The organism is Mycobacterium colombiense, assembly GCF_001953985.1.
Taxonomy (GTDB): domain Bacteria; phylum Actinomycetota; class Actinomycetes; order Mycobacteriales; family Mycobacteriaceae; genus Mycobacterium; species Mycobacterium colombiense_B.
Window position 1 is genome coordinate 168,021 of the sequence record NZ_MBEI01000056.1, and the last position, 26,057, is coordinate 194,077.

Below are 26,057 nucleotides of genomic sequence, written 5' to 3' on the forward strand. Positions count from 1 at the left end.
CTCCTCTTGTGTCAGTGCTGTTCGGCGTGTTCGAGCTGGATGCCAAAAGTGTTGAAGGCCATGGCCAGCAGCGCATAGCAGCCGACCGTGAAGACGAAATCCATGCGTTGCTGGTCGTTGAGGCGCTCGCCGAGTGCCGCCCAGGTCTGGTCGGACAGCTCCGATTTCTGGTCGAGCTCGTCGACCCCGGTGATCACGGCTTGGTCGAACGCGTCGGCAGCCTCACCTTGTTGCAGGGCCGCGATCTGGTCGTCGGTGATCCCTTCGTCCTTGGCCATCCTCACGTGGTGCGACCACTCGTAGGCACACTGCCGGCGATGGGCCACCCGCAGGATGGCCAGCTCGCGGATGCGCGGCGGCAGCGTGGACGTCATCAACAGGTGGACGTTGAATCGGAGAAACGACTTGGCCAGCGCCGGGTGGTGAGCCAGCGTGGAGAGCGCGTTGTTGTTGGCCGCGTCACGCATGGCCGAGAGTGCCTGCTGGGTTGCCTCGTCCCACTGGTCAGCGGGCAGCGGCTGCAAGCGCATTAGCAGTGTCCTCTCGGTGAAAGAGAATCATATTCTCATTTGCAACTAACAGACTGGCACGAAACGCCCGCCCGGTCAATGCCGGCGTGCTGGGCGGCAACAGTGTGGCGGCTACCCAGTGCACCCAGGCGGCGACACGGCACAAAACTCGCCCGGGGCCCCGCACCAACGTGTCACGCCGGGTCCTACCTCACCGCACTGCTGCTCGGCGCCGGGAAACTCGCCGATTCGCTCGGCCGCTGGTCAGGCGGGTGTGGGCGGGCTCAGCAACCTATGGATGTTGATTCTCGTCTGACGAGAAGATAGTTTTCATTTTAGTGATCTTGGCACGGGACAGCGATTCGCCGAGGCTGTAATCGATCCGGTGGATCCGATGGAAGGGACGGCCATGAACAAAGAAGACATGATCCTGATCAGCGTCGACGACCACACCGTCGAGCCGCCTGACATGTTCAAGAACCACCTCTCGAAGAAGTATCAGGACGATGCTCCCCGGCTGGTGCACAACGCCGACGGTTCGGACATGTGGAAGTTCCGCGACACCGTCATCCCCAACGTGGCGCTCAACGCGGTGGCCGGACGCCCCAAAGAGGAGTACGGCATCGAGCCGACGGGGCTCGACGAGATCCGGCCGGGTTGTTACAACGTGGACGAGCGCGTCAAGGACATGAACGCCGGCGGCATCCTGGCCTCGATCTGCTTCCCCTCCTTCCCGGGTTTCGCGGGCCGCCTGTTCGCCACTGACGACAACGACTTTTCGATCGCGCTGGTGCAGGCCTACAACGACTGGCACATCGACGAATGGTGCGGCGCCTACCCGGCGCGGTTCATCCCGATGGCGATACCGGTCATCTGGGACGCCGAGGCGTGCGCCGCCGAGGTGCGACGGGTCGCCAAGAAGGGTGTGCATGCGCTGACGTTCACCGAGAACCCGGCCGCGATGGGCTACCCCAGTTTCCACGACGATTATTGGGCCCCGCTGTGGAAGGCGTTGTGCGACACCGACACCGTGATGAACGTGCACATCGGTTCCTCGGGACGGCTGGCCATCACCGCGCCGGATGCGCCGATGGACGTGATGATCACGCTGCAGCCGATGAACATCGTGCAGGCCGCCGCCGACCTGTTGTGGTCCAAGCCGATCAAGGAGTACCCGGACCTCAAGATCGCGCTGTCCGAGGGCGGAACCGGCTGGATCCCCTACTTCCTCGAGCGCGCGGACCGTACCTTCGAGATGCACTCCGCCTGGACGCACCAGGACTTCAAGGGCAAGCTGCCGAGCGAGGTCTTCCGCGACCACTTCCTGACGTGCTTCATCAGCGACAAGGTCGGCGTGGCGCTGCGTAACGAGATCGGCATCGACAACATCTGCTGGGAAGCCGACTACCCGCACAGCGACTCGATGTGGCCGGGCGCGCCCGAAGAGCTCTGGGATGTCTTGTCCATCAACAACGTTCCCGACGATGAAATCAACAAGATGACCTACGAGAACGCCATGCGCTGGTACTCGTTCGACCCGTTCACGCACATTTCGCGCGAACAGGCGACCGTCGGCGCGCTGCGCAAATCCGCCGAGGGGCACGACGTGTCCATCAAGGCCAAGGGCCACGACAAGGACAGCCGCGGCGGCTCGTCCTTCGCGGATTTCGCGGCCAACGCCAAAGCGCTTACCGGCAACAAGGACTAAACAACACGCCGCCGGAATGCAAGTGCGCCGTGGCGGTCGCAAGCGCGGCGAGCCGGGCGCAGCGGGCCGGCACCGAAAGCTGCTGCATTTCGATCGAAGGAGACTGAGCAGTGCCTGGCGCTGGAATGAATTTTGAGCTGACCGATGACCAGGAACTGATCCGTCGATCGGTGGCGGAGTTGGCGCGCAAATTCGACGACCAGTACTGGATGGAAAAAGACCAGGCGCACGAATTCCCGACCGAGTTCTACCGCGCCATCGCCGATGGCGGCTGGCTGGGAATGACCATCCCCACCGAATACGGCGGTCACGGGTTGGGCATCACCGAGGCGACGATCCTGCTCGAGGAGGTCGCCAAGTCCGGTGGCGCGATGAACGCCGCCAGCTCGATTCACCTGTCCATCTTCGGCATGCAGCCGGTCGTGGTGCATGGCTCCGACGAGCTCAAGGCTCGTACGCTACCGGCCGTCGCGACCGGCGAGGTGCACATCTGCTTCGGCGTTACCGAACCCGGTGCCGGGCTTGATACTTCGCGTATCACCACGTTCGCCAAGCGGGACGGCGATCGCTACATCGTCAACGGTCGCAAGGTCTGGATCTCCAAGGCGATGGAGTCCGACAAGATCCTGTTGCTCACCCGGACGCAGAGCTATGACGAGGTCACCAAGAAGACCGACGGGATGACGCTGTTTCTCACCGATCTCGATCGGAGCCGGGTCGACATCCGCCCGATCCGAAAGATGGGTCGCAACGCCGTCAGCTCCAACGAATTGTTCATCGACAATCTCGAGGTGCCGGTAGAGGACCGAATCGGTGAGGAGGGCAAGGGCTTTCAGTACATCCTCGACGGCCTCAACCCGGAGCGGATGCTGATCGCGGCCGAGGCTCTGGGCATCGGGCGGGTGGCGCTGGAAAAGGCGGTGAAGTACGGCAACGAGCGCGAGGTCTTCGGCCGGCCGATCGGGATGAACCAGGGATTGCAGTTCCCGCTCGCCGATTCATTGGCCCGCCTCGATGCCGCCGAGCTGATGCTGCGCAAGGCCACCTGGCTCTACGACAACGGCAAATCGTGTGGGCGCGAGGCCAATACGGCTAAGTATCTCTGCGCCGATGCCGGCTTCGCCGCCGCGGACCGGGCGCTGCAAACCCACGGCGGCATGGGTTACGCCGAGGAGTACCACATCACACGGTACTTCCGCGAGGCCCGGCTGATGAAGATCGCGCCGGTCAGCCAGGAGATGATTTTGAACTTCCTGGGAGCCAACGTCCTGAAGTTGCCGAGGAGCTATTGAGCGCCACCGATGACCCCGTGCTGCTCTCGGAGGACCGCGACGGGGTGCGCACCCTCACGCTCAACCGGCCACGGCGCAAGAATGCGATCAATCCGGAACTGTGGCTCGCCCTGCGAGACGCACTCGATGCCGCCGGTCACGAGCCGGGCGTGCGCGCCCTGGTGATCACCGGTTCCGGGGGCAGCTTCTGCTCCGGCGCGGACATCTCGGCTCCCGAGGGCATTCACCCGAAGTACAAGTTGCAGCGCTTGACCGACGTCGCGCTGGCCCTGCACGAGCTGTCCGTTCCCACGATTGCCAAGGTGACCGGGGTGGCCGTCGGCGCGGGGTGGAACCTGGCGCTGGGCTGCGACCTGGTGGTGGCCACGCCGGAATCGACGTTCTGCCAAATCTTTTCGAAGCGCGGCCTGTCGATCGACCTCGGCGGCTCCTGGTTGTTGCCCAAAATCGTTGGCCTGCAACAGGCCAAGCGACTCGCGTTGCTGGCGGACACGATAGATGCCGAGGAGGCGTACGCCCTCAACCTGGTGACCTGGTGGTGTCGGCCGCGGAAATCGACGCCTTCGTCACGGATCTCGCCGACCGGTTGGCCGCCGGTCCGCCGATCGCGCTGGCCCACACCAAGGCGTTGCTGAACGAGGGCGCCGACCGCACCCTGCGCGACGCGCTGGCCAACGAGGCCCGCGCGCAGGGAGTCAACTTCGCAACGGCGGACACCGCCGCGGCCTATGCCGCTTTCGCGCAGCGGCGGGAGCCATCGTTTACTGGTCGGTGGGCCCTGTCAAAATCTGATGTGAATTCGGGCGAGAAGCAATCGGAGTAGAGATATGCGTGAAACAGTCATCGTCGAGGCCGTGCGTACACCGGTCGGCAAGCGCAACGGCGCGCTGTCCGGCATGCATGCCGCCGACCTCTCCGCGGTCGTCCTGACCGAGCTCATCGAACGCACCGGCATCGGTCCCGACATCGTCGACGATGTGGTCTGGGGCTGCGTGTCCCAGGTGGGCGACCAGTCCAGCAACATCGGCCGGTACGCGGTCCTGGCCGCCGGTTGGCCCGAGACCATCCCCGGCACCACCGTCAACCGCGCCTGCGGGTCCAGCCAGCAGGCGCTGGACTTCGCCGTGCAGGCTGTGATGTCCGGTCAGCAGGATGTCGTCGTGGCTGGCGGGGTCGAGGTCATGAGCCGCGTTCCGCTCGGTTCGGCCCGGGCCACCGGCATGCCGTATGGCCCGAAAGTCCTTGCCCGCTATGACGATTTCTCGTTCAACCAGGGCCTGTCGGCGGAGATGATCGCCAAGAAGTGGGGATTCTCGCGCACCCGGCTCGACGAATTCTCCGTCGAGTCCCACGAGCGGGCCGCCGCGGCGCTTGATGGCGGTGCATTCACCGAGCAGATCGTCCCGGTCTTCGTCGACGGGGCCGACAACAATGTCTTCACCGCCGACGAGGGCGTGCGGCGCGGCAGCACCGTTGAGAAGCTCGGCACGCTCAAGCCGGCCTTCGCCGAAGACGGCGTCATTCACGCGGGCAACTCCTCACAGATCTCCGACGGCGCCGCCGCGCTGTTGGTCACCACCGCCGAGATGGCGGTCGAGCTGGGCCTGACCCCGATCGTGCGGTACCTGGCGGGTGCGGTGACCGGGGCGGACCCGGTGCTGATGCTCACCGGCCCGATCCCGGCCACCGAAAAGGTGCTGAGGAAGGCCGGCGTCGCGTTGTCCGACGTGGGCGTCTTCGAGGTCAACGAGGCCTTCGCGCCGGTGCCGCTGGCGTGGCTGGCGGAGACCGGAGCGGACCCGGCCCGGATGAATCCGCTGGGCGGCGCCATCGCGCTGGGGCACCCGCTGGGCGCATCCGGCGCGGTGCTGATGACACGCATGGCGCACCACATGCGCGACAACGGGATTCGTTACGGCCTGCAGACCATGTGCGAGGGCGGTGGGACCGCCAACGCCACGCTGGTGGAGCTGGTGGGCTGACGGCGGCGGCCTGACGCGCAAAAACGTGCACCACGTGACCCTTGTCACAGCGGCCAAACTAACCTACTGTGTGTTCACTAGGTTGGTTTTCCGGCGTCGCTACAACGTGGGTAGAGGGGGTTTTGGTGCCCGTCGCACGGCGATACGACACGCTCCTCGCCAAGGGTGAGGACCGCAAACAGCGGATTCTCGATGTCGCGCAACGGCTGCTCACCCGCAACGGCTGGCGCAGCACGACGCTCGCCCAGATCGCCGGGGAAGCCGGGGTCACTGCCGCGGGGCTGCTGCATCACTTCGAATCGAAGGAGCAGCTGCTGCACGCCGTGCTCGATGCCCGCGACCTCGACGACGACACCCACGCGGACCGCACCGGCGACCTGTTCGACCAGATCGCCGCGGTTGCCGACCGTATTCACCGGGCGCCCGAACTGGTGGGCACGTTCACGGTGCTGCTGGTCGAGAACATCCTTCCCGAGGCCCCGCTGCACGACCGCATGCTGTCCAGGTATCGGGCCGCGACCGACATCGTCGCCGATCTCATCCGTCGCGGTCAGGCCGACGGCCGGTACCGCGAAGACATAGACCCCGCCGTCAAGGCAGTAGAAATCCTCGCCTTCGTCCACGGAATGGAAACGACATGGTTACTCGATCCTTCGATACCGCTAGCCGACGCGTTCAAGCAGTACGCCGAGACACTGGCGCGGGATTTCGCGCCCCCGAAGAAGTCGGAGACGACATGAGGTACCGGCTCGACGTCGTCGCCGCCACCGTCGTCGACGTGGTGAGATTCGCCGGCGGCTGGATCTTCGACCGGTCGATGGCGGGGTGGGACGTGACCGTGCTGGTCGCCGACCATCCGGACGACCGGCCCCTGCAGATCATCGGCGCCCAGGTCCTCGACCTCGAAGAGGCGCTGGCGTCGGTGCAATCGCGGCCCCGTCCGCAGGCCCTGGCCGCCGCGGCGGACCTGTTCGGCTGCGACGCGCGGGTTCGCCAGGGCGTGCTGCAGGCCCTCGATCACGGCGTCACCGAGGTCACGCTGTGGGGGGAGGGCTGGCCGTCCGAGCTCGACGAGAGCGTCGGTCTGGTGCAACACCAGTTGAGCATGGCCGCGCAGACGTTCAAGGCCCAGGCGTTGGCGGCCGCGGCAGCACCGCTCGCCCCGATCGGTCACGTGGAGACGTTCCGCAGCGGGCTGCTGGCATGGCCCTCGGTCGCCGCCGACCTGGTCCCCGCCAGCTAGCCGGCGGGGGCGGGGAACCGCGCGACCACACAGCCCTCGCGATTCACGCGGTTTTGACATCGAGGCAGGGGCCCCGTCGTTGACGACCACCATGCCGTGTGAAAATGTAATACTCATCCGCGAGAGGCACGTTCTCACTAGCCGAGATTCAAGGAGCAGGAGATGTCGAACGAATTCTCCGAGTTGGACTTCTTCCGCGGCAGCGAGCTCATCGAGAACCCGTACCCCTACTACGAGGCGCTGCGCGAGCGCTGCCCCGTCACGCGGGAGAGCCACCACGACGTCACCATGATCACCGGTTGGGACGAGGCGTGTGCGGTGCTCAACGACGCCGAGACGTGGTCGTCGTGCATCTCGGTCACCGGCCCGTTCCCGGGTTTTCCGGTGCCGATCGAGGGTGACGACATCACCGAGCTGATCGAGCAGCACCGCGACGAGCTGCCGTTCAGCGACCAACTGCCCACGCTCGATCCGCCGACCCACACCAATCACCGCTCCCTGATGATGCGGCTGATCACCCCCAAGCGCCTCAAGGAGAACGAGGACGCCATGTGGGCGCTCGCCGACCAGGCGCTCGACGACTTTCTCGCGCCGGGGCGCGGCGAGTGGATCAAAGGCTTCGCGGGCCCGTTCACGCTGCTGGTCATCGCCGACCTGCTCGGCGTGCCGATGGAGGACCGCGACAAGTTCGTCAAGGGCATCGCTGAGCACGCCGGTGGCGGCATCGGGGGAACCAAGGGATCCCTGGCCCACAGCCCGCTGGAATTCCTCTACGGCCTGTTCTCCGACTACGTCCGCGACCGACGCAGGGAGCCCCGCGATGATGTCCTGACCGGGCTGGCGACCGCGACGTATCCCGACGGCTCGATTCCCGACGTCGAAGACGTGGCCCGCGTCGCCAGCAACGTCTTCTCCGCGGGCCAGGAAACCACCGTGCGGCTGCTGGGTGCGTCCTTGCAGACGCTGGGGGAGCGTCCCGACATCCAGGCGCGGTTGCGCAAGGATCGCAGTCTGATCCCGAACTTCATCGAGGAGTCGCTGCGCCACGAGAGCCCCGTGAAGGGCGACTTCCGGATGAACCGGGTGCCCGTCAATGTCGGCGGCGTCGACCTGCCCGCCGGCACCACGGTGATGATCGTGCAGGCCGCGGCCAACCGTGATCCGCGCCGGTTCGAGGATCCCGCCACGTTCGATCCGACCCGCAAGAACGCCCGCCAACACATCTCATTCGGGCGCGGCATCCACAGCTGCCCGGGCGCGCCGCTGGCGCGGGCCGAAACCCGGGTGGCGATCGAGCGGCTGCTCGACCGCACGACGGACATCAGGATCGATGAGAAGATTCACGGCCCTGCGAATGATCGCCGCTACCAATATGTTCCGACGTACATCCTGCGCGGCCTGACCGAACTGCACCTGGAGTTCACACTGGCATGAAAGTTTGGGTAGACGACCAGAAGTGTCGCGGTCACGGCATGTGTCTCACGCTGTGCCCCGACGTGTTCAGCCTGACCGACGACGGTTACGCCGAAGCCATAGATTCCGACGTTCCAACGGAATTGGAGGCGGCGGCGCAGGAGGCAATCCAATGCTGTCCCGAGCAGGCGATCAGCGAGAAGTAACCAACTACACGGGCGAGTAGGGAGATTCGAGTGGCAAAAGGCTATGTCATCCTCACGGAGGCGATCAAAGACCCGGAAGGCATGAAGGCGTACGCCCAAGCCGCCGGATCGGCGATGAGTGGCGCCACCATTCTTGCGGTGGACACCGCACCCAAAGTCATCGAAGGCGACTGGCACGGCGACCAGACCGTCGTGCTGGAATTCGAGTCGGTGGATGCCGCCCGGGCGTGGTACGAGTCCGAGGGCTACCAAAAGGCAGCGAAACTGCGGCAGTCGGCGGCCGACTGCAACGCGGTCATCCTCTCGGGATTCTGACCGCTACTCGCCGACGATGGAGATCGCCTGCCGAGGGCATTGACGGACGGCCTCGCGCACGTCGGCCTCGTTCTCCGGGGTGACTTCTTCCTGGTGAACCGTCAGCATGTCGTCATCGCCGAGCTCGAATATGTCGGGGTTGATGCCCATGCAAACACCGTTGCTCTCGCAGAGTCCCCAATCGACTTCGATCTTCTTCGTCATCGCGACCCCCTTACCGAAGGACCTTGACGGGCACGTTCTTCCAGCCCGCGACGTTCTGCATGTTCACCCGTTTGCATCCCGCCCAGTCCACTTCGTAGCGCGGCATGAAGTCGAGCAGCCGCTCCAGCGCGATCCGGCTTTCCAGACGGGCCAGCGCGGCGCCGAGGCAGCTGTGGATCCCGTACCCGAGTCCGAGGTGCTGCGCCTCGGTCTGGTCACGCTCAATGTCGAACGTGTCGGCGTCGGTGAAGGCCTCCGGGTCGCGGTTCGCCGCGGCGCCGCAAAGGAATACGGGTTTGCCCGGCGGGATCACGCCACCGCTGACGTGGGCCTCTTTCAGGGTGTAGCGGACGTTGTACTGCACCGGGCCCTCGTAGCGCAGTAGCTCTTCGACGGCGCCCGGAATCTTGTCGCGGTCCTCCTGCAGCTTCTGCCACTGGTCGGGATGGTTTGCGAAGATGACCGCCGCGTTGCCCATCAGTTTGGTGACGGTCTCGGCGCCCGCACCGCCCAGAAGGGTTGCGAATCCGCAAATCTCGATGTCGTCGAGCTTGCGCAGCTCGCCGTCCTCGCCCGGGATCTCGGCCGCGATCAGCCGGCTGATCATGTCTTCCTGCGGCTCCTGACGCCGCTCCTGGACCAGGCTGAAGTAGTACATCGCCGTGTCGATGTTGGCCTGGATGCCGGCTTCGCTGACCTCGATCTGCCCGGGCTCGTGATGCAGGCTGGTGTCGATCCAGTGGCGAACCTGCTGGCGGTATTCCTCCGGCACGCCGGCCATCCGGGTGATTACTTCAACCGGGAACGGCCCGGAGAAGTCCTGCACGACGTCGAAATTGTCCGAGTCGACGGCGCCGAGATACTTGTCGATCACTTCGATGATCGTCTCGCGCTGCGATTGAATGGCCCGCGGGGTGAACGCCTTGTTGAGCAGGCTGCGCATGTGGCGGTGCTCCGGCGGGTCCATGAAGATGATCGACTTCTGCTCGGGCGCGATGCCACGGCGCACCATCGCCAGGTCGCAGCCGCGCGCCGACGAATACGTCTCGAAGTCCTTGAACGCGGCCGCCACGTCTTCGTGACGGGTCAGCGCGTAGAAGTCCTCCTTCTCGTCGTAATACAGGGGCGCGTCCTCGCGCATCCGCCGATAGATGTCGAACGGATTGTTGAAGTAGTCCTCGGAGTACGGATCGAAGACGACCTTCGATTTTGTCACTGAATCCTCCTCAGCGGCGAGGTCGGGCTGAACCTTTACAGCGGAGTCCCTGACTGTAACGCTAACGGTAATACCTTCGTGACGAACCGGAAAGACCAAAACGCTGGCATTTCAAACCCTCTTCGCAGTGTGGATCTTCTCGATGACGTCTTCCAGCGCACCCAAGCCGCCGCCCAGCTCCGCGGCGATATCGCGGACGACGGCCACGTCCTTAGCGACGAAGTCGCCGGCGACCTCGATGAATGACGCGACGGAACCGCCTGCCGCGACGAGGTTCAGCACCCGGCTGGTCGCGCTGCCGTGCTGCAGGGCGCTCAGCAATGTCGATTCCGGCACGCCGAGCCGCTCTCCCAGCCGGATTGACTCGGTGAGCAACCCGATCTGCGCGGCGAACAGAGCGTTGTTGACGAGCTTCACCTTCTGGCCGGCGCCCGTCGGCCCGACGTGCAGGACGGGACCTGCATAGCAACGCAGCAGCGGTCGGACCCGGTCAACCGTTTGGTCGGCGCCGCCCACGAACAGCGTGACCCGGCCGGCCTCGATGTCGTGCGGACCGCCGCTGACCGGGGCATCGACGACGTCAACGCCGTTGGCGCGCTCGGCAATGGCCTCGATGGTGTTCGGATTCGCGGTGGTGTGCACCACCAGTACCGAACCGGGCGCCATGCTCGGCAGCAGTGCGGTGTCCAGGCAGACATCCCGCACCTGTTGGTCGGTGAGCACGCACAGCACCACCACATCGGAGTCCGCACCGGCCTCGGCCGCCTCGTTGACCGCCCGCGCGCCCAGTTGCTCGAGTTCGCGGCACTTTTCGGCGGTCCGGCCCAGCACGTGGACATCGTGACCGGCGGCCACCAGACGGCCCACCATGGGGCGACCCATCCGCCCCGCGCCGATGAAACCAACCCTCACCGCGGGTGGTCCATCAGGGCAAGCGCCGCATCGGCCGCGTCGAGCACTGCTCCGCCGTTCGCCCCGACCCGGCCGGCGAGGTCGACCACCAGCCGGACGTCCTTCTGCAGCAGGCCTCCCGCGACGCCGGCCAGCCGGTCCAGCCCGCCTATACCGCCGAGGGCGTTGAGCGCGAAGCTGTTTCCACTACTGCGGGAGACCACCTCGGTGAGACGCTCCGGCTCGACGCCCAACTCCTTGGCCAGGGACAGGGCGGTGGCAGCCGTAGCCAGGTTGGCGGTGAACAACAGGTTGTTCAGCAGCTTCGTGGCTTGTCCCGAACCCAGCTCGCCGAGGTGAACGACCGGATCGGCATAGGTTTCGAAGACCGGACGACAGCGCTCGACGACGTCAGTGTCGCCGCCGACCATCACCAGCAGTCGGCCCTCGGCCGCCGCGCCTCCCCCTCCGCTGACCGGCGCGTCGATGACGGAAACTCCTTGAGGGGCGGCCTTGTCCGCAAGCTCTCGACAAGTGTTCGGATGCACCGTGCTGTGCACGGCGATGACGCTGCCGGGTTGCATCGTCGTCAATAACCCGTTTTCGCCGCAGGCGAGGTCGTCGATGTCGGCATCGCCGATCACGCAGAGGCAGACCAGATCACTGGCCGCGGCGAGCTCAGCCGGGGACGCGGCGAGGGTGGCCGGGGTGTCGGCGAAGGCCTCGAGGGCCTCCGGTCGCCGCGCCCACAGCGTGGTGGGGTACCCGCCCTCGGCGATCCGCCGCGCCATGGGCCCGCCCTGGCTGCCCAACCCGATGAATCCGACGCGCATCTACCCCGCCTCCAGATCGGATTCGGTGTTCGCTACACGCTCGGCCACGCATTCCCGCACGAAATCAAGGACTTTCGAGTGATAGTCGGGGGCGGCGTGGCTCAGGCTGATGTTGTGCCCGGCGTCCGGCTGTCGATGCACGATGAACCGGGGCGCTCCGGCGAACAGGGCACCGATCTCGGTCACCGCCGCATCGTCGGTCTGCCAGACCTTTTCGTGCTCGGCGATGCTGAAGTGCACGGGGACGCGCACGGCGGGTGCGAGCTCCGGAAAAGTCTGTCGCGCCCAGTCCGACACCATCCGGTCCTCGTAGGACGGAGCCGAAGGCGAGATCGTGGCGCCGCCGAGGACCTCGGGCGGATAGAGTTCCTCTGGGCTCCAGAGCAATTCGCGCATGCCCGACGGGCGGTGTTCGCGGGTAGCCGTTTTCAGTATGTCCTTGGCCGCGGGGTGGTAGCGCCGGCCGGTGCCGGCCAGTTCGATGCCGAGCAGATCGGCGCCGCGCCCGTCGGCGGCCAACCGTATCGTCAGCTCGCAGCCGCCAGAATGACCCCACACGAATACACCTGCGCCACGCGGTCGTTCGCCGAGGATACGATCGACGGCACCGTAAGCCAGGTTGACGCGCTGCTCGCCGGAGACCATCGCTTCCGGGTAGGGTGCCGAGCTGCCATAGCCGGGCCGATCGAGGGCCACCACCGTGAATCCGGCTGCCGCGCCGGTCCGGGCGAGGGAATACGACGGATGACCCGGGCAATCGAAATACATTGCGGTGGTGCCGCCCCCGTGAATCGCCACGATCACGGCCTTGGGGTCTTCGGCTTCGGTGACCAACGCCGACATCGGTACCCCGTCCACGATCACCAGCCTCGGACGCGGCGTACTCATCCGTCAGCCCGCAGCAAGAGCACACCGCTGGGAGTGAGGCCGCCGCTGCTGACCACACCGACGCGGGCGTCGGCGACCTGGCGGTCACCGGCTTCGCCGCGAAGCTGGGTGATCGCCTCGTGCACGAGTCCCATGCCGTGCGTGCGGCCGTGCGAGAGTTGGCCGCCGTGGGTGTTGAGCGGCAACAGGCCGTCGCGCGCAATGTTTTTGCCGCCGTCCAGGAATTCTTTGGCCTCACCGATACCGCAGAAACCCAGCGCCTCGATCCAGGACAGGCAGTTAAAGGAAAACCCGTCGTAGAGCTCGGCGACGTCGACGTCGGCGGGCCGCAGCGAGGTACGCGTCCACACGTGCGCCGCCTGGCCCAACACCTGCGGCTCGTGGGTGAGAGTGCTTTGGTCCCAATCGAGTCGCTCGACGATCTGCGTGCCAACCGCTTCCACCAGCACCGGCGGCTTCGCCAGGTCGCGGGCGGCGTCGACGGCCGAGACGATGACGGCGATGGCGCCGTCGCACGGCACGTCGCAGTCGTACAGCCCGAAGGGTGTGGTGATGGGCCGCGCGTTCAGGTAGTCGTCCATCGTCATCGGCGTCCGGTAAATGGCGGTCGGGTTCAGCTCGGCGTTGGCCCGTTGATTCAACGCGATCCAGCCCAGCGTTTCCTTGGTGGTGCCGTAGCGGTGAAAGTGCCGCTGCGCGTTCATCGCCAACGTGTGCGCCGCCGAGGTCGCGCCGAATGGCATCTGCCAGCCCGACATTCGGCCCATCGACGGGGTGATCTTGCCCTGCTTCATCAGCTCGCCGTGGGTGGCTTCCCACAGCGTGCGGAAGCACAACACGTGCCGCGCCAGCCCGCAGGCGATCGCCATCATCGCGGAGATCACCGAACCGCCAGGCCCGAACGTCTCCATGGTGCCGTTGTGCCACGTCGGCCGGATCCCGAGCGCGGCCTCCAGCGCGGTAACCCCGCCTTCGCCCATGCCCGCGACGTTGATCGGGCCCGGGTAGGTGGACAGGCCGTCGATGTCGGCATAGGTCAGGCCGGCGTCGGCGATGGCCGCTTCGCACGCCTGCACCGTGAGCGCCAGCGGCAGCTGCATCAACCGGCGTCCGATCGGCGACGCGCCGATCCCGGTCAGCGCGACCTTGTCCTCGAACTTCTCGACGGTCAGCATCGGTCGGACGTGTTCGCCGAACCGTTCCGGCGCGATCTCATCGTCCGGTAGGGGAGCGGACTGCCCGTCGGCACTCGGCTTGAACAGCGGAAACCAGACGTCCTCGACCTGCTCGAAGACGACCTCGACCTGCTGGCCGAGTTCGAGCTGATCGGGCTCGCACTCGACGATGTTGGTGGTTAGGCGCACGCGGGGGTCTTCGGCTATCGCCACCTGCGCGATCACGTACGGCGCACGCAGCCCGGGCAGGCTGAATCGCTCGTTGATGGTGAATCCGGCCAGCGTCGCTTGGCCCGAAACGGCCCGCACACCGACGTCGCGGGACCGGCAGTACCGGCACACCGGCGCCGGCGGATGGATCAGCGATTCACAGACCTGGCATTCCTGCAGCCGTAGTTTTCCGTCGGCACCCGAGGTCCAGAAAAACTCGTTCTCCGGCGTGACCTGGGGCAATGGGCGGCCTGGTGCTGCTGACACGTCACCTCCGGGGGTCGCACGGCCCTTGAAAGCAATCTGGTAGGCCCGTTATACGAATCGGAGAATTACGTTATCATTCCCGAGCTGGGGCGATCTAGACGGCGCAGGTAGTGCCGGTCATGTATGTCGCGAGATGTGCCGCCGTCAGTACGGCACCCAGGTGCCGGTGAAATACGTCCCCCATTGGTGAAAGCCGGCATTCCACATGGGTTCGTTCGGTGACCACCATGGCCGCGGCGGAGGGGGTGGTGGCACATCCTGCGCCGCAAACGGCGGCGCATATACCGGCGGAGCGGTGTACCAGTCCGGCATCGCCGGTAGTGGTTTGCACTCAAACGTCGACACATTCCACGACATGTTGGGATCGCACTGCGCCGAGCTGATTGCCGGCGTCGCGATCACCGCGACAGTCATCGCCACGAAGGCGACCGCGATCGCAGCGGTCAGACGACCAAATAACCACCTCATGGTGGGCCTCCCAGGTGGGGCCATTCCGGCCCCGGCTGGTGCCAGCTTATTCCGTCGACACCGCCGCGACCAGATGAAACATTCGGCGTGACAGAACACCGAGCTGGGTCGTCGTGGCGTTTCCTGTCGGCCAAGAGTTATGCTCGCCAGCGCCGTATCAAGTACTTAACACTCGGAGGGCTGGTTGCTCGACGCAGAGAAGATCCTGATCACCGGGGCGACGGGCAAGATCGCGTTTCCGATCGCGCGTGCCCTCGCGGCGGCGGGAAACGAGGTGTGGGGCGCCGCGCGCCTGAAAGATCCCGCGGCCCGGCAAAAACTAGTGAACGCCGGGATCAAGCCCGTGGCACTGGACGTCAGCACCGGTGACTTCTCAGCTCTCCCGGACGATTTCACCTACGTCTTTCATGCGGCCGTAGACCCGGGCACCGACGAATGGACCCGGTGCGTTGAAACGAACGCACAGAACTCGGGCGAATTGCTCTACCACTGCCGCGCCGCAAGGGGTTTCGTCTTCTGCTCCACGGGCTCGATCTACGCCTATCAAGGCCGCCGACCGTTGACCGAGACCGATCCGCCGGGGGCGCCGCTGCGGGCGAACTACAGCTTCTCCAAGGTTGCCGCGGAAGCGGTGTGCACCTGGGTCGCCAAGCGCTACCAGGTTCCGCTCACCATCATCCGGATCTGTTCGACGTATGGCCCCCAGGGCGGCGCGCCCGCCGACCGCCTCGATGCGATGTTGGCGGGCAAGCCTATTCGGCTGCATCCCGACAAGCCGAATAATTACAACCCCATCTACGAAGACGACTACGTGGAGCTGGGCATCCGCGCGATGGAAGTCGCCGCGATGCCGCCCGTCGTGGTGAACTGGGCGGGCAGCGAAACGGTCAGCGTGGAGGAGTACTGCGCGTTCATGGGTGAGCTGGTGGGTGTCGAACCGATCTTCGAGTACACGCCCGAGGCGCACACCCCGCTGTGGCCGGACGTCACCCACATGCACGACGTGCTCGGGCGCACCAAGGTGTCGTGGCGTGACGGCTTCCGGCGCATGGTCGCGGCCCGCCATCCCGAAATCGCGCTGCCCGAACATGATTCGACGAGATCCTGAGGACTGACGCCATGCATCTTCCCGGTACGCCATCGGACGAGGTCGCCGAGATTCTTACCACCGGGAGCGGCGAGATCACCACGCTGTTCGTCTCCATGGCGATCCGCCACCCCGACGGCAAGGACGCCGAGTACCTGCGCTGGCACAGCCTGGACCATCGCCCGGAGCAACACCGGCTGGCCGCGGTGCGCGCCTCGTTGCGCCTGGTGTCCACACCGGCCTGTCGCGCCGCACGCGCGCTCACCGAGGGGCCGTTGGACGCGGTCGACCATGTGATGACGTACTTCTTCACCGACACGGCCGGACTGCAGGATTTCAATGAGCTGTCAACGGCATTGGGCAATGCCGGCCGCAAACTTCCGCTGCTGCCACCGGTGGAGCGTGGCGTGTACGAGGTGCAACACAAAGCGGCCGCGCCGCGCGTGAGGATCGGATCTGACGTCCTGCCCTGGCTGCCCGTGCGGGGCGCGGTCGTGTTGGTCGAGCGGGGGTCGGCACCGCCGGACCGGCTGGTGGAGGTCGACGGTGTCGCCGGCGTCTGGTCCGCGTTGTCGCGCCGGGTCGACGCCAGCCTGGCCAGTGCCCGAGAGAACCAGACGATCACCTACTGCTTCCTCGATGACGATCCCATCGCTACCGCCGAACGGCTACGCCCGGTACTCAAGGCCCGCTGGGCCGAGTCGGGCGTCGAACCGCTTTTCGCCGCACCATTTTTCGCGGTCGTTCCATACGAGTGGGATCGGTATGTGCCATAGGGAAGGGGTCGCGTGCGCATCGGCTTGATGGTTGGCTCCGACAAGGAGCGCTCGCGCGCTGATCGGCTTGCCGGGCTGATCGACGACGGTGTCACGGCCGAAGGCCACGGATTCACCGCGTTTTGGATGCCCCAGGTCCCGGGCTACCTCGACGCCATGACCGCGGTGGCCCTGCTCGGGCAGGCCACCGACCACATCGAGATCGGAACGGCGGTCGTTCCGATCCAGACTCGCCATCCGATGATCATGGCGCAACAAGCCTTGACCACCCAGGTGGCGTGCGGCGGGCGGTTGACGCTCGGCATTGGGCCCTCGCATCACTGGATCGTCAACTCGCAACTGGGCTTGCCCTACGATCGCCCGGCGCGGTTGATACGCGACTATCTCGCGGTGCTCGACGCAGCCTTCGGCGGACCGGGAACTATCGATGTCGACAACGAAAACTATTGCGTCCATTCGCCGGTCGATGTCACGGACGCATTCGAGATGCCGGTGCTGTTATCGGCGCTCGGGCCGACAATGCTGCAACTCGCCGGGGAGCGGGCCGGTGGCACCATCCTCTGGATGGCCGACGAGCGGGCGATCGGAGACCACGTCGTTCCGCGCATCACCGCGGCGGCCGACCGGGCCGGACGGTCCGCGCCGCGGATCGTCGCCGGTGTTCCCGTCGCGCTCTGCTCGGACAGCGAGACCGACGATGCTCGCGCCTACGCCAGCGAGGTGCTGGGACACGCCGATTTCTCGCCGAACTATGTGCGGCTGCTGCAGCACGGTGACGCCGAAGACGTCGGCGACACCATGGCGGCCGGCGACGAAAAGGCCGTTCTGGATCGGCTGCGCCGCTATCGGGACGCGGGCGTCACCGACCTGGCCGTGCGAATCGTGCCGCTGGGCAAGGACGCAACCGCACGGGCCGAATCGCGCCGTCGAACCCAGCAGTTCTTGTCGTCGCTGTGTCCGGCTCTTTGATCAGCGTGACGGCAGTCCGAGGACACGCTGGGCGATGATGTTGCGCTGGATCTCCGACGTGCCGCCCGCGATGGTGCCCGCGTAGCTGCTGATGTAGCGCGCGAACCAGCTGGCGGTGAAAAGATCGGGGGCGTAAGGGTTGTACGGGGCCGTGAGCATTTTGTCGGGTAATCCGTCGACCCCGGCCGCGTCCAGTGCGTGCCGCAGCGCGCTCTGCTCGGCCTCCGAACCGAACACCTTCAGCACCGACAACGCGGCCACGTCCACTTCACCGCGCGCCGCTCGGCCCAGCGCGGCCGACCCCAGCAGCCGCAACGCGTAGTAGTCCATCACGATGGTGCCGTAGTGGTCCGCGTTCACCGCATCGGCGGGCCGGTAGTCCTCGAGCAGTTGCTCGAGCCGGTTCGCGAAGGCCATCCACATCAGGGTGCGCTCGTGGCCGAGCGAGCCGTTGGCGACCTGCCACCCGCCATTGAGCGGGCCGACCAGGTTGGCCGCGGGCACCCGCACGTCGTTGAAGAACACCTCGTTGAAGTCCAGCTCATCGGAGTCATAGACCGAGGGGAAAGGGCGACGCACCACGCCGGGAGAGTCGGTCGGGATGAGCAGCGCGCTGATTCCCTTGTGCCGTGGAGCGTTTGGGTCCGTGCGAACGAAGGTCAGGATGACGTCGGCGTCATGGGCGCCGGACGTCCATACCTTCTGCCCGTTGACCACGAACTCATCGCCGACCGACTCCGCCTTCGTGCGCAGCCCGGCGAGGTCGGAGCCGGCTCCGGGTTCGCTCATTCCCAGCGACGCGGTCTTGTCGGCTCGCAGGATCGGAACGGCCCAACGCCGCTTCTGCTCCTCGGTGCCGAAGGACAGCAGCGACGCCGCGATGATGCCGACGCCTTGGGGATTGAAGCAGTGATAGATCCGGCGCCGTGACAGCTCCTCCCGATGCACGAACTGCTGCAGGATGTTCGCGTTGCGACCGCCGAATTCCGGTGGGTTGCCCGGCAGTAGCCACCCGTGGTCGAACTGGAGCCGCTGCCAGCGGCGCGACCATTCGGGAACGTGCGAGGTCGACGAAGGACGCTCCGCGGCTTGAGCCTGCGTCGGCAGGTGTTCGGTGAGGAAGCTGACGAACTCCGCGCGGAACGCCTCCACGTCGCTGTCAAAGGTGAGTTGCACGGCCTTACTTTTCCGGGCGAGGACCGCTCAGCGCGTGAATCCCCACTCTGCCTCGTTTTCTTCGGTCTTGAGGTGCTCGGCCGGATCCTCGTTCTCGGCGAGTGGCGGCGCAGATGCGCGCGAGGTGCGCTGACCGATTTCGGTGATGGCATGCACGGGGCAGTCGAGCAGCGCCCGCATGACCGCGTCGCGGTCCGGCTCGGCCACCGTGCCGTCCCCGATGAGGGATGCGTACCCCCAGTCGTCCAGCGAGAAGTACCCCGGAGCGTGCTTGGCGCAGATGCCGAAGCCGTCGCAAATGGTGCGGTCCAGACGGATTTTCATGCTTGCCTCACAGGTTCCGCCTCGTAGGGACGGTCCGCGCGGAACGCGCCCGATGTGCAGTTCGAACACGTGCCGTCCAGATGCGCGCCGACTTCGTCCGGGAACTGATCGAGCAGGCTGGCGGCAATGTTGGTGGCGGCATCCAGCGTGGCGCACGCGCCGCGTCCACGCAGCAGCACCGACCACCGGCGCAACCGTTCGACATCCTCGGTCGTCGCGGCGCCGTCGCGCAGCGCCCCGGCGGCCGCGGCCATCGCCGCCGTTCCGTTGAAGCACGATCCACATTGCCCGGCGTTTTCGCGGTCGAAGTACGCGAGCACCGACGCCGCCACCGCAACGGGGCAGTCGTCGGTGATGACCGAAATCGCGCCGCAGCCCAAACCGCTGCCCACACGCCGCATCGTCTCGTGGTCCAGGGTGGTCTCCAACACGGAGCGGTTGAGCAGACCGGCGAAGTAGCCGCCCATCAACGCACCGCGCACCTGGTCGGCTGAAACACCATGCAAAGTAAGCAATTCGGTGAACGCCAAGCCGTGGGGAAGTTCGTAGAGCACCGGCGGCTTACCGGCCCCGGTGATGGTGGCCAGGAAGGTGCCGGGCGACAACGTCGTGCCTTGTGACCGGTAATCAGCCGAGCCGTGGCCCTGCAGGTAGGGCAGGTTCGCCAAAGTCTCGACATTGCTCACCAACGTGGGCCGGTCGGCGACTCCCGCTTCGAAGGGCCGCGGCGGTTTGTCGGTCGGCTTGGCCGGGCCGCCGTTGATCGCCCGAACCGCGGCGGTCTCCTCGCCGGCGACGTATCCCGGCTGGACGGTGAGCATGTCGATCGCGACACCGAGCGCGTCGGGATCCAGTTCGCCGAGCGCGGATTCGACGCTGTGCGCCGATTCCGGGTCGGACACGTAGATGTAGGCGCGGTCGGCGGCGACGATCGTCGCGGCGAGCCGCAGCCCATCCAGGACCAGGTGAGGACGATTGCGCAGCAGCCAGCGGTCCTTGACCGAAGCCGGTTCTCCCTCTTCGCCATTCGCGACGACGACGGGAACGCCCAGCGAACGTCCGTTGTCGCGCACCGTCCGCAGCTTCACCGCAAGGGGAAAGGCCGCACCGCCGCGCCCGACCACACCACTGGAATCGATTTCGCTCAGGAATTCGTCGGGGTTGGCAAGTGGGCGGTAGCCGCCGAGCTTTTGATAGGTCGCCAGATCTTCCCGGGCCTGGGCGGTGTGCTCACTCAGCAGCCGCGGCGTGCACCCGGGGAAGGCCGCGGTGGTGATGGTTGTGGACTCGGTGGTGTTCAAAGCTGGCCTGCCATCGTCTTAGTTAGGCTTGCGCACATGCGAACTGCGGTGGTGCGTGTCAACGTCGACCCGGACAGCGTGCTCACGCCCGCGCAACTACGTGACGGCATGGCGGCTCTCCTCGAACTCGCGGCCACGGCCGGCGTGGACGTGGTCGAGAACGACCTCGTCTCCATGCCCGTAAGCCGCCGCGAAGTCGAACTGCTCATTGCGGCCGAAGACGGCGCCACGGCCAAAGACACGGCGATCGGATTGTGTGCCAGCGCGTTCGCCGGTGCTCCCGTTCCGGGTGTGATCACGTTTGTCAGCCGGGGCACCGACGACGACGCGCACGGAGTGCTGTCCGCGTTCGGGTTGACCGGCGACATCGAGCGCACGCCCGGCGAAGACGGATTCGACATCGTCCAGGTGACGCTGCGGGAGTCCGACCTCGAACGGATTCCGGAAAGCCGGGTACACACGGCGCTGGAGGCGTCGCTCAACTGTGAGGTCCACATTCGCACCGTGTAGCGCCATTACGAACCCAGAAATTCGAGGATCGCGGGTGCCGCCTGCACCCAGGTATCGAACATGTTGAAGTGCTGTACCCGGCCCGCGGCGCGGTCTTCGGACGCGCGCTCCCAGGCGTCCTCGGGCCACGGCGGATCGATGAGCTTCGATCCCTTGATCAGGCAGCTGACTTCCAGCGACGTCCGTTTCGGGTGGTCCATATCGTTCTCACCACCGCGAATGATCAACGTGGGGACCTTGATCCGGTCGAACATCTCGTCCTCGACGCCCGGAATCGTCTGCCCCGGCTTGGAGACGAACGCGTTGAGCCAGCGCAACATCAGCTTGAGGAACTCGCCGGAGTCGAAGTCGAGGAACCGCTGCTTGTTGTTCGGGTTCTCCTCGATGCGTTCGCGCCATTCGGCCACCTTCACCACGCCGTCCATGCCGGTGCCGCGCACCGCCAGAATGCTGGGAATGATGTAGAAGGAGCCGAGCACGAAGGTGCCGTAGGTGCCGCCGACGATATTCCACACCACGAGCTTGGTGACCATCTCGGGGTAGAGCATCGTGGTCAACATGGAATCCCTTGCCCCGCCGGAACCCCCGGCCAGAATGCAGCGCTCGAAGCCCAGGCCGGTCACCAGCTTGTGCAGTGTCTCGGCGCGCATGTGCGACTCGCTCTGTCCGTAGAACTGCACATCGGAGGCGCCACAGTTGGGCCGGTCCCACAGCAGCACCCGATAGCCACCGGCGGCCAGGGCATCGGCCAGCGGACGTAGGCCGGGGATCTCCTTGCTGAACCGGCCGCCCGGGGTCAGGGCAATGAGATCGCCAGAGTCACCGAGGATTTCGTAGACGACATTTCCCCCGTTGATCTCGATAGAAGGCACCCGATTCTCCTGTAGCTAGGCCTGAACCAAAATGTCATTGCCGACGACGCGCACCGGATAGGTACGGATACTCCATTCGGGCTTGACCGCGGTGGTGCCCGTCGCCAGTTCGAAACCCCATTGGTGCCAGGGGCAGTAGATGTATTCCAGGTCGCGCACCATGACGGTGTCACCCGGCGCGGTCTCGTCGACGATCGTGCGTCCCCTGGCTCGTCCCGAGCACAGCGGTCCGCCTTGGTGGGGGCAGTAGTTCGCGATGGCGTAGAAGGTGCCGTTGACGTTGTAGACGCCGACGCCGTGCCGCCCGATCGGGACCAGTTTGTGTGTGCCCGGCGGGATTTCGTCTACGGTTGCGACTACATGCTCGCGGCCCTGGGCGAGACGTGGCTCGGGCCGTTTGGTTTCCTCCGCCAACTCAGAGCACCCGGGTCTGACCCTCGAGGACCGGAACGGTCTCGGGCAGGTGATAGGTAGCGATGCCGTTCTTGTACATGACCGCGTCGCGGGCGTGCTTGGGCAGGTGCTTGACCAACCAGCGCGGGTCGTCGAACGTCCAGTGCGGGTAGTCCGAGGAGAAGAGCAGGATCTTCTCGCACTCCATCCATTCCAGCGCGCGGGTCAGTTCGGTCTTGTCCTCCGGGTAGTCCAGAGGCTGGGTGGTGAACTTGATGTGGTCCTTGACGTACTCGCTCGGCTTGCGCTTGATGTCGAGCCACGACTTGCGTGCGTCGTAGATCGCGTCCATGCGCCACATCAAGGGCAGGATCCAGCTGAATGCGTGCTCGACGAACACGATCCGCAGCGTCGGGAACCGGTCGAAAACGCCGTCGAAGATCAGGCTCATCACCTGGTTCGCGGCCAGCAGCGAGTAGGTCACCATGAAGTCGTGGTTGTAGCTGGGGTAGCCCACCGGCGGCATCGGCAGCTCGTCGAAATGGCTGCGCGACAGGTGGCAGCTCACGGTGATGTCGTGCTTGGCGGCGGCGGCCCAGATGGGGTCGTACTTCGGGTGGCCCCAGGACGGCCGCGGCTCTGCCTTGATCAGGATCTGCGCCATGAAGGGGTGTCCGGCCCAGCGCTCGATCTCGCGGACCGACTCTTCCGGCTCCTCGATGGCGAGGCAGATCGACCCGCGCCACCGTTCGTGCCAGTTGTTGTGGCTGTCCAGCCAGTGATTGGCCTGCCAGTCGTTCAGCGCGGCCGACATCGCATGCTGCGCTTCGGGAATGCGCGCCGGGTAGGCCGCGGGCTCCAGGATTGCGATGTCGGAGCCGGCCTCCATGATCAGCTGACGGAACGCCAACTCCGGGTCGCTGCAGGGGAACTCGCCATTGGCGGGGAAGGAGTCCACCCGCATGGCGTAGGAGTGCGAGTAGTCCGGGGCGTCATAGTAGATCTGCTCGCCGACGGAGCGAGTGAGGAAGTACTTGCTGCGCCACGGCTCGGGGATGTACGGGAGCAGCTCTCCGCGCTTGGGCGCCGGGTGGACATCCGAGTCGACGCAGCGGACGGCTATGCGCTCGGTAGCGGGAACCCGCTCCTGCGAATGGGTCAACGTCATCTGGCTCTCCTCAGTCTTTCGCGATACTTCTACTCTGCGCCGACCCCGGCGGGAATGTCTATGCCGTAGAGCTGCGCCGCGTTGCGCCAGCACAACTTCTCGCGCTGCTCGGCGGACAACGCGCGGGGCAACTTCGTGACATCACCGCACTGCCAGTGTGGATAGCTCGAGCCGAACATCACCATGTCGTCCTTACCGGTGAAGCCGAACCATTCGCCGGCAAACTCGACGTCGCCCGGGCCGTCGAGACTGCCCTGAACGAAGTACACGTGACCGGGCAGGTAGTCACTGGGCATCCGCGGGGCCCATGGGGTCTGCTCCAGGTGCGGGCGGCCGAAAGTGTCCATCCGCCAGATGAACGGCGTGATGAAGTCGGCGGCGCCGTCGCCCCACACGAACTTGAGGCCGTCGAACCGCTCGAATACCCCTTCGGCGATCATGTTCATCTGGTGGTACAGGTAGTTCAGCGCCATGAAACTGACGTACTGCTCGTAGGTACGGGTGTTCCCGGACGGCGTCGGCGGAAACGCGATGCCCGAGCCGACTTCGATGTGCGCGGCGACGGGCAGCCCGGCGTCGACGGCGGCCTCCCAGATGGGCCAGAACTGCGGTTTTCCGTAGAGCTCGCGGGATTGCAGCGGGACGCCGATCTGGACCACCCGCGGGTGCGCACGCCACCTTTCGATCTCGCGCAGCGCGCCGGGGATGTCGTCGGGGTTGACCCGGATGGTGCCGCGGAACCGCTCGCCGAACTCGCTGGACTCCAGCCAGTTCGACACCATCATCTCGTTGTGCGCGGCGTGCAGTGCGCTGCCCAGGTGCCGGTCCGGCATGATTCCGCGCGCCATCGGGTGCAGCACCGCAACATCGACACCGCGCTTCGAAAACAGTTCATTGGCAACGAAATCCGGATCCGATCCGGGGTACTGGCGGTCCGGCCCCTCGGTGTTGGGCGCGTACTCACCGCCGGGGGCGCCGTACCAGTCCATCTCGTAGTCGGGGAATCCGCGGCTCTTGAAGGGCTCCCGCAGGGTCTTCCGGAGCGCTTTGTTGGACGGGAAGAAGATGTGCACGCTCGCGTCGATCAACGGTGTGCTGGTTCCGTCAGCGTGTTTGATCACGAGAGCCACCCTTCGGCTCGGCGGCTAAAGCCGGCCGTGCGAGGTCATATGATAGCCAATCTAACATTTTCTTCGGCGGTCCATCAATGGGTTTCCGGTAAGCATTTCGTTTAATCATCAGCGCTGGTAGCAGGCGTTTTACGATCCTTTGGGCAAGTCAGGTTCTACTTTCCGGATAATACCATTCTCCGGGTAGCGGCCGGATGCGATCCGGGGTTGTCAGCGCGACGGCCGGCCGGCGACCGCTAGCCCGAAGACCCGCCCACCTTGACGCCGGCGGCCCGCTCGAACGGTTTGATCACCGTCGTGAAATCGGAGTCGGGCCCTTCGGCGCGGGCGAGCTCCTCCCACAGTCGGCCGACAGTCTCGGCCACCTCGGCGGGCACCCCGAGCGCTCTGGCTTCGTCGAGATAAAGGCGCACATCTTTGAGCATCAGGCCGGTGGCAAAGCCATAGTCGAAGGTGCGCGGCAGGATCGCGCGGGGGAACTTGTCGCGGCTCGCGCTCGTCGCACCCGATCCCGCATTGAGCACCTCGATCATCACGCCGGGATCCAGGCCGGCTTTGACGCCCATCACGACGACTTCCGCGGTCGCGGTCAAGACGTTTGCCGCCAGAATGTTGTTCGCCAGCTTCATCGTCTGCGCCGAGCCGGGCTTGTCGCCGACATACACCGGACGGCCCAGTGCTTCGAGCGCGGTTCGGACGGCGTCGAATTCGTGGCGCGGGCCGGACACCATCAGCGCGAGGGTCCCCTTCTCGGCCCCGCCGACACCGCCGCTGACCGGGCTGTCCATCGCCACGATGTGGCGCTGGGCCAGCAGGCCGTGGATCTGCACCGCCATCTGGCTGCCGACAGTGGACAAGTCGACATAGCGCTTCACCCGTGCGCCTTCGATCACTCCAGCCGGGCCGGTGGCCACCGCGAGTGACGCGCCCGGTGTGGGCAGGCTGGCCAGCACCGTGTCGGCGTGATCGGCGACCTCTTTGGGTGATGACGCCGGGCGTGCCCCCAGGGCGACGACGCGCTCGAGGGCCTCGCCGCGCGTGTCGAAGGCGACCACGTCATGTTGTTCTTCGATGAGGCGACATGCCATGGGAAAGCCCATGTTTCCCAGCCCGATGAACCCGACGTCCACGTTGCGCCCCTAGCCCCGGTCCAGTTCGGCGAACGCCGCATTCGCGATGCGAAAGCTGTCGACGGCGGCCGGCACGCCGGCGTAGATGGCCACCTGCAGGAAGACCTCGCGGATTTCCTCACGGGTGACACCGTTGGTCAGTGCCGCCTTGATGTGGGTACGTAATTCGTTGGGCCGGTTGAGCACCGAGATCATCGCCAGGTTGAGCATGCTGCGGGTCTTGCGCGGGAGTTCCTCGCGACCCCAGACGGCACCCCAGCAATATTCGGTGACGAGGTCTTGCAGGGGCCCGGTGAAGTCATCCGCGTTGGCCAACGCGCGGTTGACATACTCTTCGCCCAGCACCTCGGAGCGGATTCGGAGCCCCCGCTGGTAGGTTTCGCGATCCAATGTTTCCTCCT

Annotated in this window: 29 protein-coding genes and 1 pseudogene; 13 read left to right on the top strand and 17 right to left on the bottom strand. The window is 65.8% G+C overall.

The features are described from left to right. Positions 1-11: 11 nt before the first annotated feature. On the bottom strand, positions 12-530 hold the full coding sequence (locus A5732_RS16460) for a carboxymuconolactone decarboxylase family protein (RefSeq protein ID WP_076054770.1): 519 nt from the start codon (positions 528-530) through the stop codon (positions 12-14). A gap of 388 nt (positions 531-918) precedes the next feature. Here A5732_RS16460 and A5732_RS16465 point away from each other — a divergent pair, with 388 nt between their 5' ends. The 9 genes and pseudogenes from A5732_RS16465 (at position 919) to A5732_RS16505 (ending at position 8,668) form a co-directional block, all read left to right on the top strand. Beyond that, a complete protein-coding gene (locus A5732_RS16465; RefSeq protein WP_065075886.1) occupies positions 919-2,217 on the top strand; it encodes an amidohydrolase family protein in 1,299 nt (432 codons plus the stop codon). 125 nt (positions 2,218-2,342) lie between these two features. After that, positions 2,343-3,509: an acyl-CoA dehydrogenase family protein gene (locus A5732_RS16470; RefSeq protein WP_076102784.1), complete on the top strand. Its 1,167-nt coding sequence runs from the start codon at positions 2,343-2,345 to the stop codon at positions 3,507-3,509. Beyond that, positions 3,506-4,332, top strand: a pseudogene (locus tag A5732_RS16475) (enoyl-CoA hydratase/isomerase family protein). Before A5732_RS16470 ends, A5732_RS16475 begins: the two are co-directional and overlap by 4 nt. Positions 4,333-4,336: 4 nt before the next feature. Continuing rightward, on the top strand, positions 4,337-5,491 hold the full coding sequence (locus A5732_RS16480) for a thiolase family protein (protein ID WP_076054764.1): 1,155 nt from the start codon (positions 4,337-4,339) through the stop codon (positions 5,489-5,491). A gap of 125 nt (positions 5,492-5,616) precedes the next feature. Beyond that, a complete protein-coding gene (locus tag A5732_RS16485) occupies positions 5,617-6,231 on the top strand; it encodes a TetR/AcrR family transcriptional regulator (protein WP_076102845.1) in 615 nt (204 codons plus the stop codon). Further along, entirely contained in the window at positions 6,228-6,734 is a 507-nt protein-coding gene (locus A5732_RS16490; RefSeq protein WP_076054761.1) for a hypothetical protein, read from the top strand. Before A5732_RS16485 ends, A5732_RS16490 begins: the two co-directional genes overlap by 4 nt. Positions 6,735-6,896: 162 nt before the next feature. Then, the gene (locus A5732_RS16495; RefSeq protein ID WP_076102785.1) at positions 6,897-8,168 is read left to right on the top strand and encodes a cytochrome P450; all 1,272 of its coding nucleotides are present in this window, start codon (positions 6,897-6,899) and stop codon (positions 8,166-8,168) included. Continuing rightward, entirely contained in the window at positions 8,165-8,353 is a 189-nt protein-coding gene (locus A5732_RS16500; RefSeq protein ID WP_065053291.1) for a ferredoxin, read from the top strand. Before A5732_RS16495 ends, A5732_RS16500 begins: the two co-directional genes overlap by 4 nt. A gap of 30 nt (positions 8,354-8,383) precedes the next feature. Further along, on the top strand, positions 8,384-8,668 hold the full coding sequence (locus A5732_RS16505) for a DUF1330 domain-containing protein (RefSeq protein ID WP_067165397.1): 285 nt from the start codon (positions 8,384-8,386) through the stop codon (positions 8,666-8,668). Between the two features lie 3 nt (positions 8,669-8,671). Here the strand turns inward: A5732_RS16505 and A5732_RS16510 are convergent, their stop codons facing one another. The 7 genes from A5732_RS16510 to A5732_RS16540 form a co-directional block, all read right to left on the bottom strand. Next, complete coding sequence (locus A5732_RS16510) at positions 8,672-8,872, bottom strand: ferredoxin (protein WP_007777398.1); 201 nt, start codon at positions 8,870-8,872, stop codon at positions 8,672-8,674. Between the two features lie 10 nt (positions 8,873-8,882). Beyond that, positions 8,883-10,088, bottom strand: coding sequence for a cytochrome P450 (locus A5732_RS16515; protein ID WP_076054757.1), 1,206 nt, complete (start codon positions 10,086-10,088; stop codon positions 8,883-8,885). A 111-nt stretch (positions 10,089-10,199) separates the two neighbouring features. Beyond that, the gene (locus A5732_RS16520; protein WP_076102786.1) at positions 10,200-11,000 is read right to left on the bottom strand and encodes an NAD(P)-dependent oxidoreductase; all 801 of its coding nucleotides are present in this window, start codon (positions 10,998-11,000) and stop codon (positions 10,200-10,202) included. Then, positions 10,997-11,812, bottom strand: coding sequence for an NAD(P)-dependent oxidoreductase (locus tag A5732_RS16525; RefSeq protein ID WP_076102787.1), 816 nt, complete (start codon positions 11,810-11,812; stop codon positions 10,997-10,999). Before A5732_RS16525 ends, A5732_RS16520 begins: the two co-directional genes overlap by 4 nt. After that, positions 11,813-12,700, bottom strand: coding sequence for an alpha/beta hydrolase (locus tag A5732_RS16530; RefSeq protein ID WP_076102788.1), 888 nt, complete (start codon positions 12,698-12,700; stop codon positions 11,813-11,815). Further along, positions 12,697-14,352, bottom strand: a complete 1,656-nt coding sequence (locus A5732_RS16535; RefSeq protein WP_076102789.1) for a thiolase C-terminal domain-containing protein — start codon at positions 14,350-14,352, stop codon at positions 12,697-12,699. Before A5732_RS16535 ends, A5732_RS16530 begins: the two co-directional genes overlap by 4 nt. A 144-nt stretch (positions 14,353-14,496) precedes the next feature. Next, positions 14,497-14,820 carry a hypothetical protein gene (locus A5732_RS16540; protein WP_076054747.1) on the bottom strand — a complete coding sequence of 108 codons (324 nt, stop codon included), beginning with the start codon at positions 14,818-14,820 and terminating at the stop codon, positions 14,497-14,499. A 184-nt stretch (positions 14,821-15,004) separates the two neighbouring features. Between A5732_RS16540 and A5732_RS16545 the strand changes: the two genes are divergently transcribed. The 3 genes from A5732_RS16545 to A5732_RS16555 are packed head-to-tail and all read left to right on the top strand — an operon-like array spanning position 15,005 to position 17,652. Next, positions 15,005-15,928 (top strand): NAD-dependent epimerase/dehydratase family protein, encoded by a 924-nt coding sequence (locus A5732_RS16545; protein WP_076102790.1) that lies wholly within the window; start codon positions 15,005-15,007, stop codon positions 15,926-15,928. 11 nt (positions 15,929-15,939) lie between these two features. Beyond that, a complete protein-coding gene (locus tag A5732_RS16550) occupies positions 15,940-16,683 on the top strand; it encodes a hypothetical protein (RefSeq protein WP_076102791.1) in 744 nt (247 codons plus the stop codon). A gap of 12 nt (positions 16,684-16,695) precedes the next feature. Continuing rightward, entirely contained in the window at positions 16,696-17,652 is a 957-nt protein-coding gene (locus A5732_RS16555) for an LLM class F420-dependent oxidoreductase (RefSeq protein ID WP_076102792.1), read from the top strand. Here A5732_RS16555 and A5732_RS16560 read toward each other — a convergent pair whose 3' ends face one another. From A5732_RS16560 to A5732_RS16570, 3 genes are read right to left on the bottom strand one after another with little or no spacing between them, the layout of a single operon-like run. After that, complete coding sequence (locus A5732_RS16560; RefSeq protein WP_076054741.1) at positions 17,653-18,828, bottom strand: acyl-CoA dehydrogenase family protein; 1,176 nt, start codon at positions 18,826-18,828, stop codon at positions 17,653-17,655. A gap of 27 nt (positions 18,829-18,855) precedes the next feature. Further along, positions 18,856-19,152, bottom strand: coding sequence for a ferredoxin (locus tag A5732_RS16565; protein WP_076054739.1), 297 nt, complete (start codon positions 19,150-19,152; stop codon positions 18,856-18,858). Next, positions 19,149-20,453 (bottom strand): NADH-ubiquinone oxidoreductase-F iron-sulfur binding region domain-containing protein, encoded by a 1,305-nt coding sequence (locus A5732_RS16570; RefSeq protein ID WP_076102793.1) that lies wholly within the window; start codon positions 20,451-20,453, stop codon positions 19,149-19,151. Before A5732_RS16570 ends, A5732_RS16565 begins: the two co-directional genes overlap by 4 nt. Positions 20,454-20,489: 36 nt before the next feature. Between A5732_RS16570 and A5732_RS16575 the strand changes: the two genes are divergently transcribed. After that, complete coding sequence (locus tag A5732_RS16575) at positions 20,490-20,963, top strand: hypothetical protein (RefSeq protein WP_076102794.1); 474 nt, start codon at positions 20,490-20,492, stop codon at positions 20,961-20,963. 5 nt (positions 20,964-20,968) lie between these two features. Here A5732_RS16575 and A5732_RS16580 read toward each other — a convergent pair whose 3' ends face one another. The 6 genes from A5732_RS16580 to A5732_RS16605 form a co-directional block, all read right to left on the bottom strand. Continuing rightward, positions 20,969-21,835, bottom strand: coding sequence for an alpha/beta fold hydrolase (locus tag A5732_RS16580; protein WP_076054734.1), 867 nt, complete (start codon positions 21,833-21,835; stop codon positions 20,969-20,971). 15 nt (positions 21,836-21,850) lie between these two features. Beyond that, entirely contained in the window at positions 21,851-22,249 is a 399-nt protein-coding gene (locus A5732_RS16585; protein WP_076054732.1) for a Rieske (2Fe-2S) protein, read from the bottom strand. A gap of 1 nt (position 22,250) precedes the next feature. Further along, positions 22,251-23,396, bottom strand: a complete 1,146-nt coding sequence (locus tag A5732_RS16590; RefSeq protein WP_076054731.1) for an amidohydrolase family protein — start codon at positions 23,394-23,396, stop codon at positions 22,251-22,253. A gap of 29 nt (positions 23,397-23,425) precedes the next feature. Continuing rightward, the gene (locus A5732_RS16595; protein WP_076054729.1) at positions 23,426-24,517 is read right to left on the bottom strand and encodes an amidohydrolase family protein; all 1,092 of its coding nucleotides are present in this window, start codon (positions 24,515-24,517) and stop codon (positions 23,426-23,428) included. Positions 24,518-24,762: 245 nt separating this feature from the next. Further along, on the bottom strand, positions 24,763-25,656 hold the full coding sequence (locus A5732_RS16600; RefSeq protein WP_076054727.1) for an NAD(P)-dependent oxidoreductase: 894 nt from the start codon (positions 25,654-25,656) through the stop codon (positions 24,763-24,765). Between the two features lie 9 nt (positions 25,657-25,665). Further along, a complete protein-coding gene (locus A5732_RS16605) occupies positions 25,666-26,046 on the bottom strand; it encodes a carboxymuconolactone decarboxylase family protein (RefSeq protein ID WP_076054725.1) in 381 nt (126 codons plus the stop codon). Positions 26,047-26,057 lie beyond the last annotated feature (11 nt).

What these genes read in the sequence shown, in the direction of transcription:
- A5732_RS16460 (WP_076054770.1), bottom strand. Translation starts at nt 530, where the DNA reads ATGCGCTTGCAGCCGCTGCCCGCTGACCAGTGGGACGAGGCAACCCAG.
- A5732_RS16465 (WP_065075886.1), top strand. Translation starts at nt 919, where the DNA reads ATGAACAAAGAAGACATGATCCTGATCAGCGTCGACGACCACACCGTC.
- A5732_RS16470 (WP_076102784.1), top strand. Translation starts at nt 2,343, where the DNA reads ATGAATTTTGAGCTGACCGATGACCAGGAACTGATCCGTCGATCGGTG.
- A5732_RS16480 (WP_076054764.1), top strand. Translation starts at nt 4,337, where the DNA reads ATGCGTGAAACAGTCATCGTCGAGGCCGTGCGTACACCGGTCGGCAAG.
- A5732_RS16490 (WP_076054761.1), top strand. Translation starts at nt 6,228, where the DNA reads ATGAGGTACCGGCTCGACGTCGTCGCCGCCACCGTCGTCGACGTGGTG.
- A5732_RS16495 (WP_076102785.1), top strand. Translation starts at nt 6,897, where the DNA reads ATGTCGAACGAATTCTCCGAGTTGGACTTCTTCCGCGGCAGCGAGCTC.
- A5732_RS16500 (WP_065053291.1), top strand. Translation starts at nt 8,165, where the DNA reads ATGAAAGTTTGGGTAGACGACCAGAAGTGTCGCGGTCACGGCATGTGT.
- A5732_RS16510 (WP_007777398.1), bottom strand. Translation starts at nt 8,872, where the DNA reads ATGACGAAGAAGATCGAAGTCGATTGGGGACTCTGCGAGAGCAACGGT.
- A5732_RS16525 (WP_076102787.1), bottom strand. Translation starts at nt 11,812, where the DNA reads ATGCGCGTCGGATTCATCGGGTTGGGCAGCCAGGGCGGGCCCATGGCG.
- A5732_RS16530 (WP_076102788.1), bottom strand. Translation starts at nt 12,700, where the DNA reads ATGAGTACGCCGCGTCCGAGGCTGGTGATCGTGGACGGGGTACCGATG.
- A5732_RS16540 (WP_076054747.1), bottom strand. Translation starts at nt 14,820, where the DNA reads ATGAGGTGGTTATTTGGTCGTCTGACCGCTGCGATCGCGGTCGCCTTC.
- A5732_RS16550 (WP_076102791.1), top strand. Translation starts at nt 15,940, where the DNA reads ATGCATCTTCCCGGTACGCCATCGGACGAGGTCGCCGAGATTCTTACC.
- A5732_RS16565 (WP_076054739.1), bottom strand. Translation starts at nt 19,152, where the DNA reads ATGAAAATCCGTCTGGACCGCACCATTTGCGACGGCTTCGGCATCTGC.
- A5732_RS16575 (WP_076102794.1), top strand. Translation starts at nt 20,490, where the DNA reads ATGCGAACTGCGGTGGTGCGTGTCAACGTCGACCCGGACAGCGTGCTC.
- A5732_RS16590 (WP_076054731.1), bottom strand. Translation starts at nt 23,396, where the DNA reads ATGACGTTGACCCATTCGCAGGAGCGGGTTCCCGCTACCGAGCGCATA.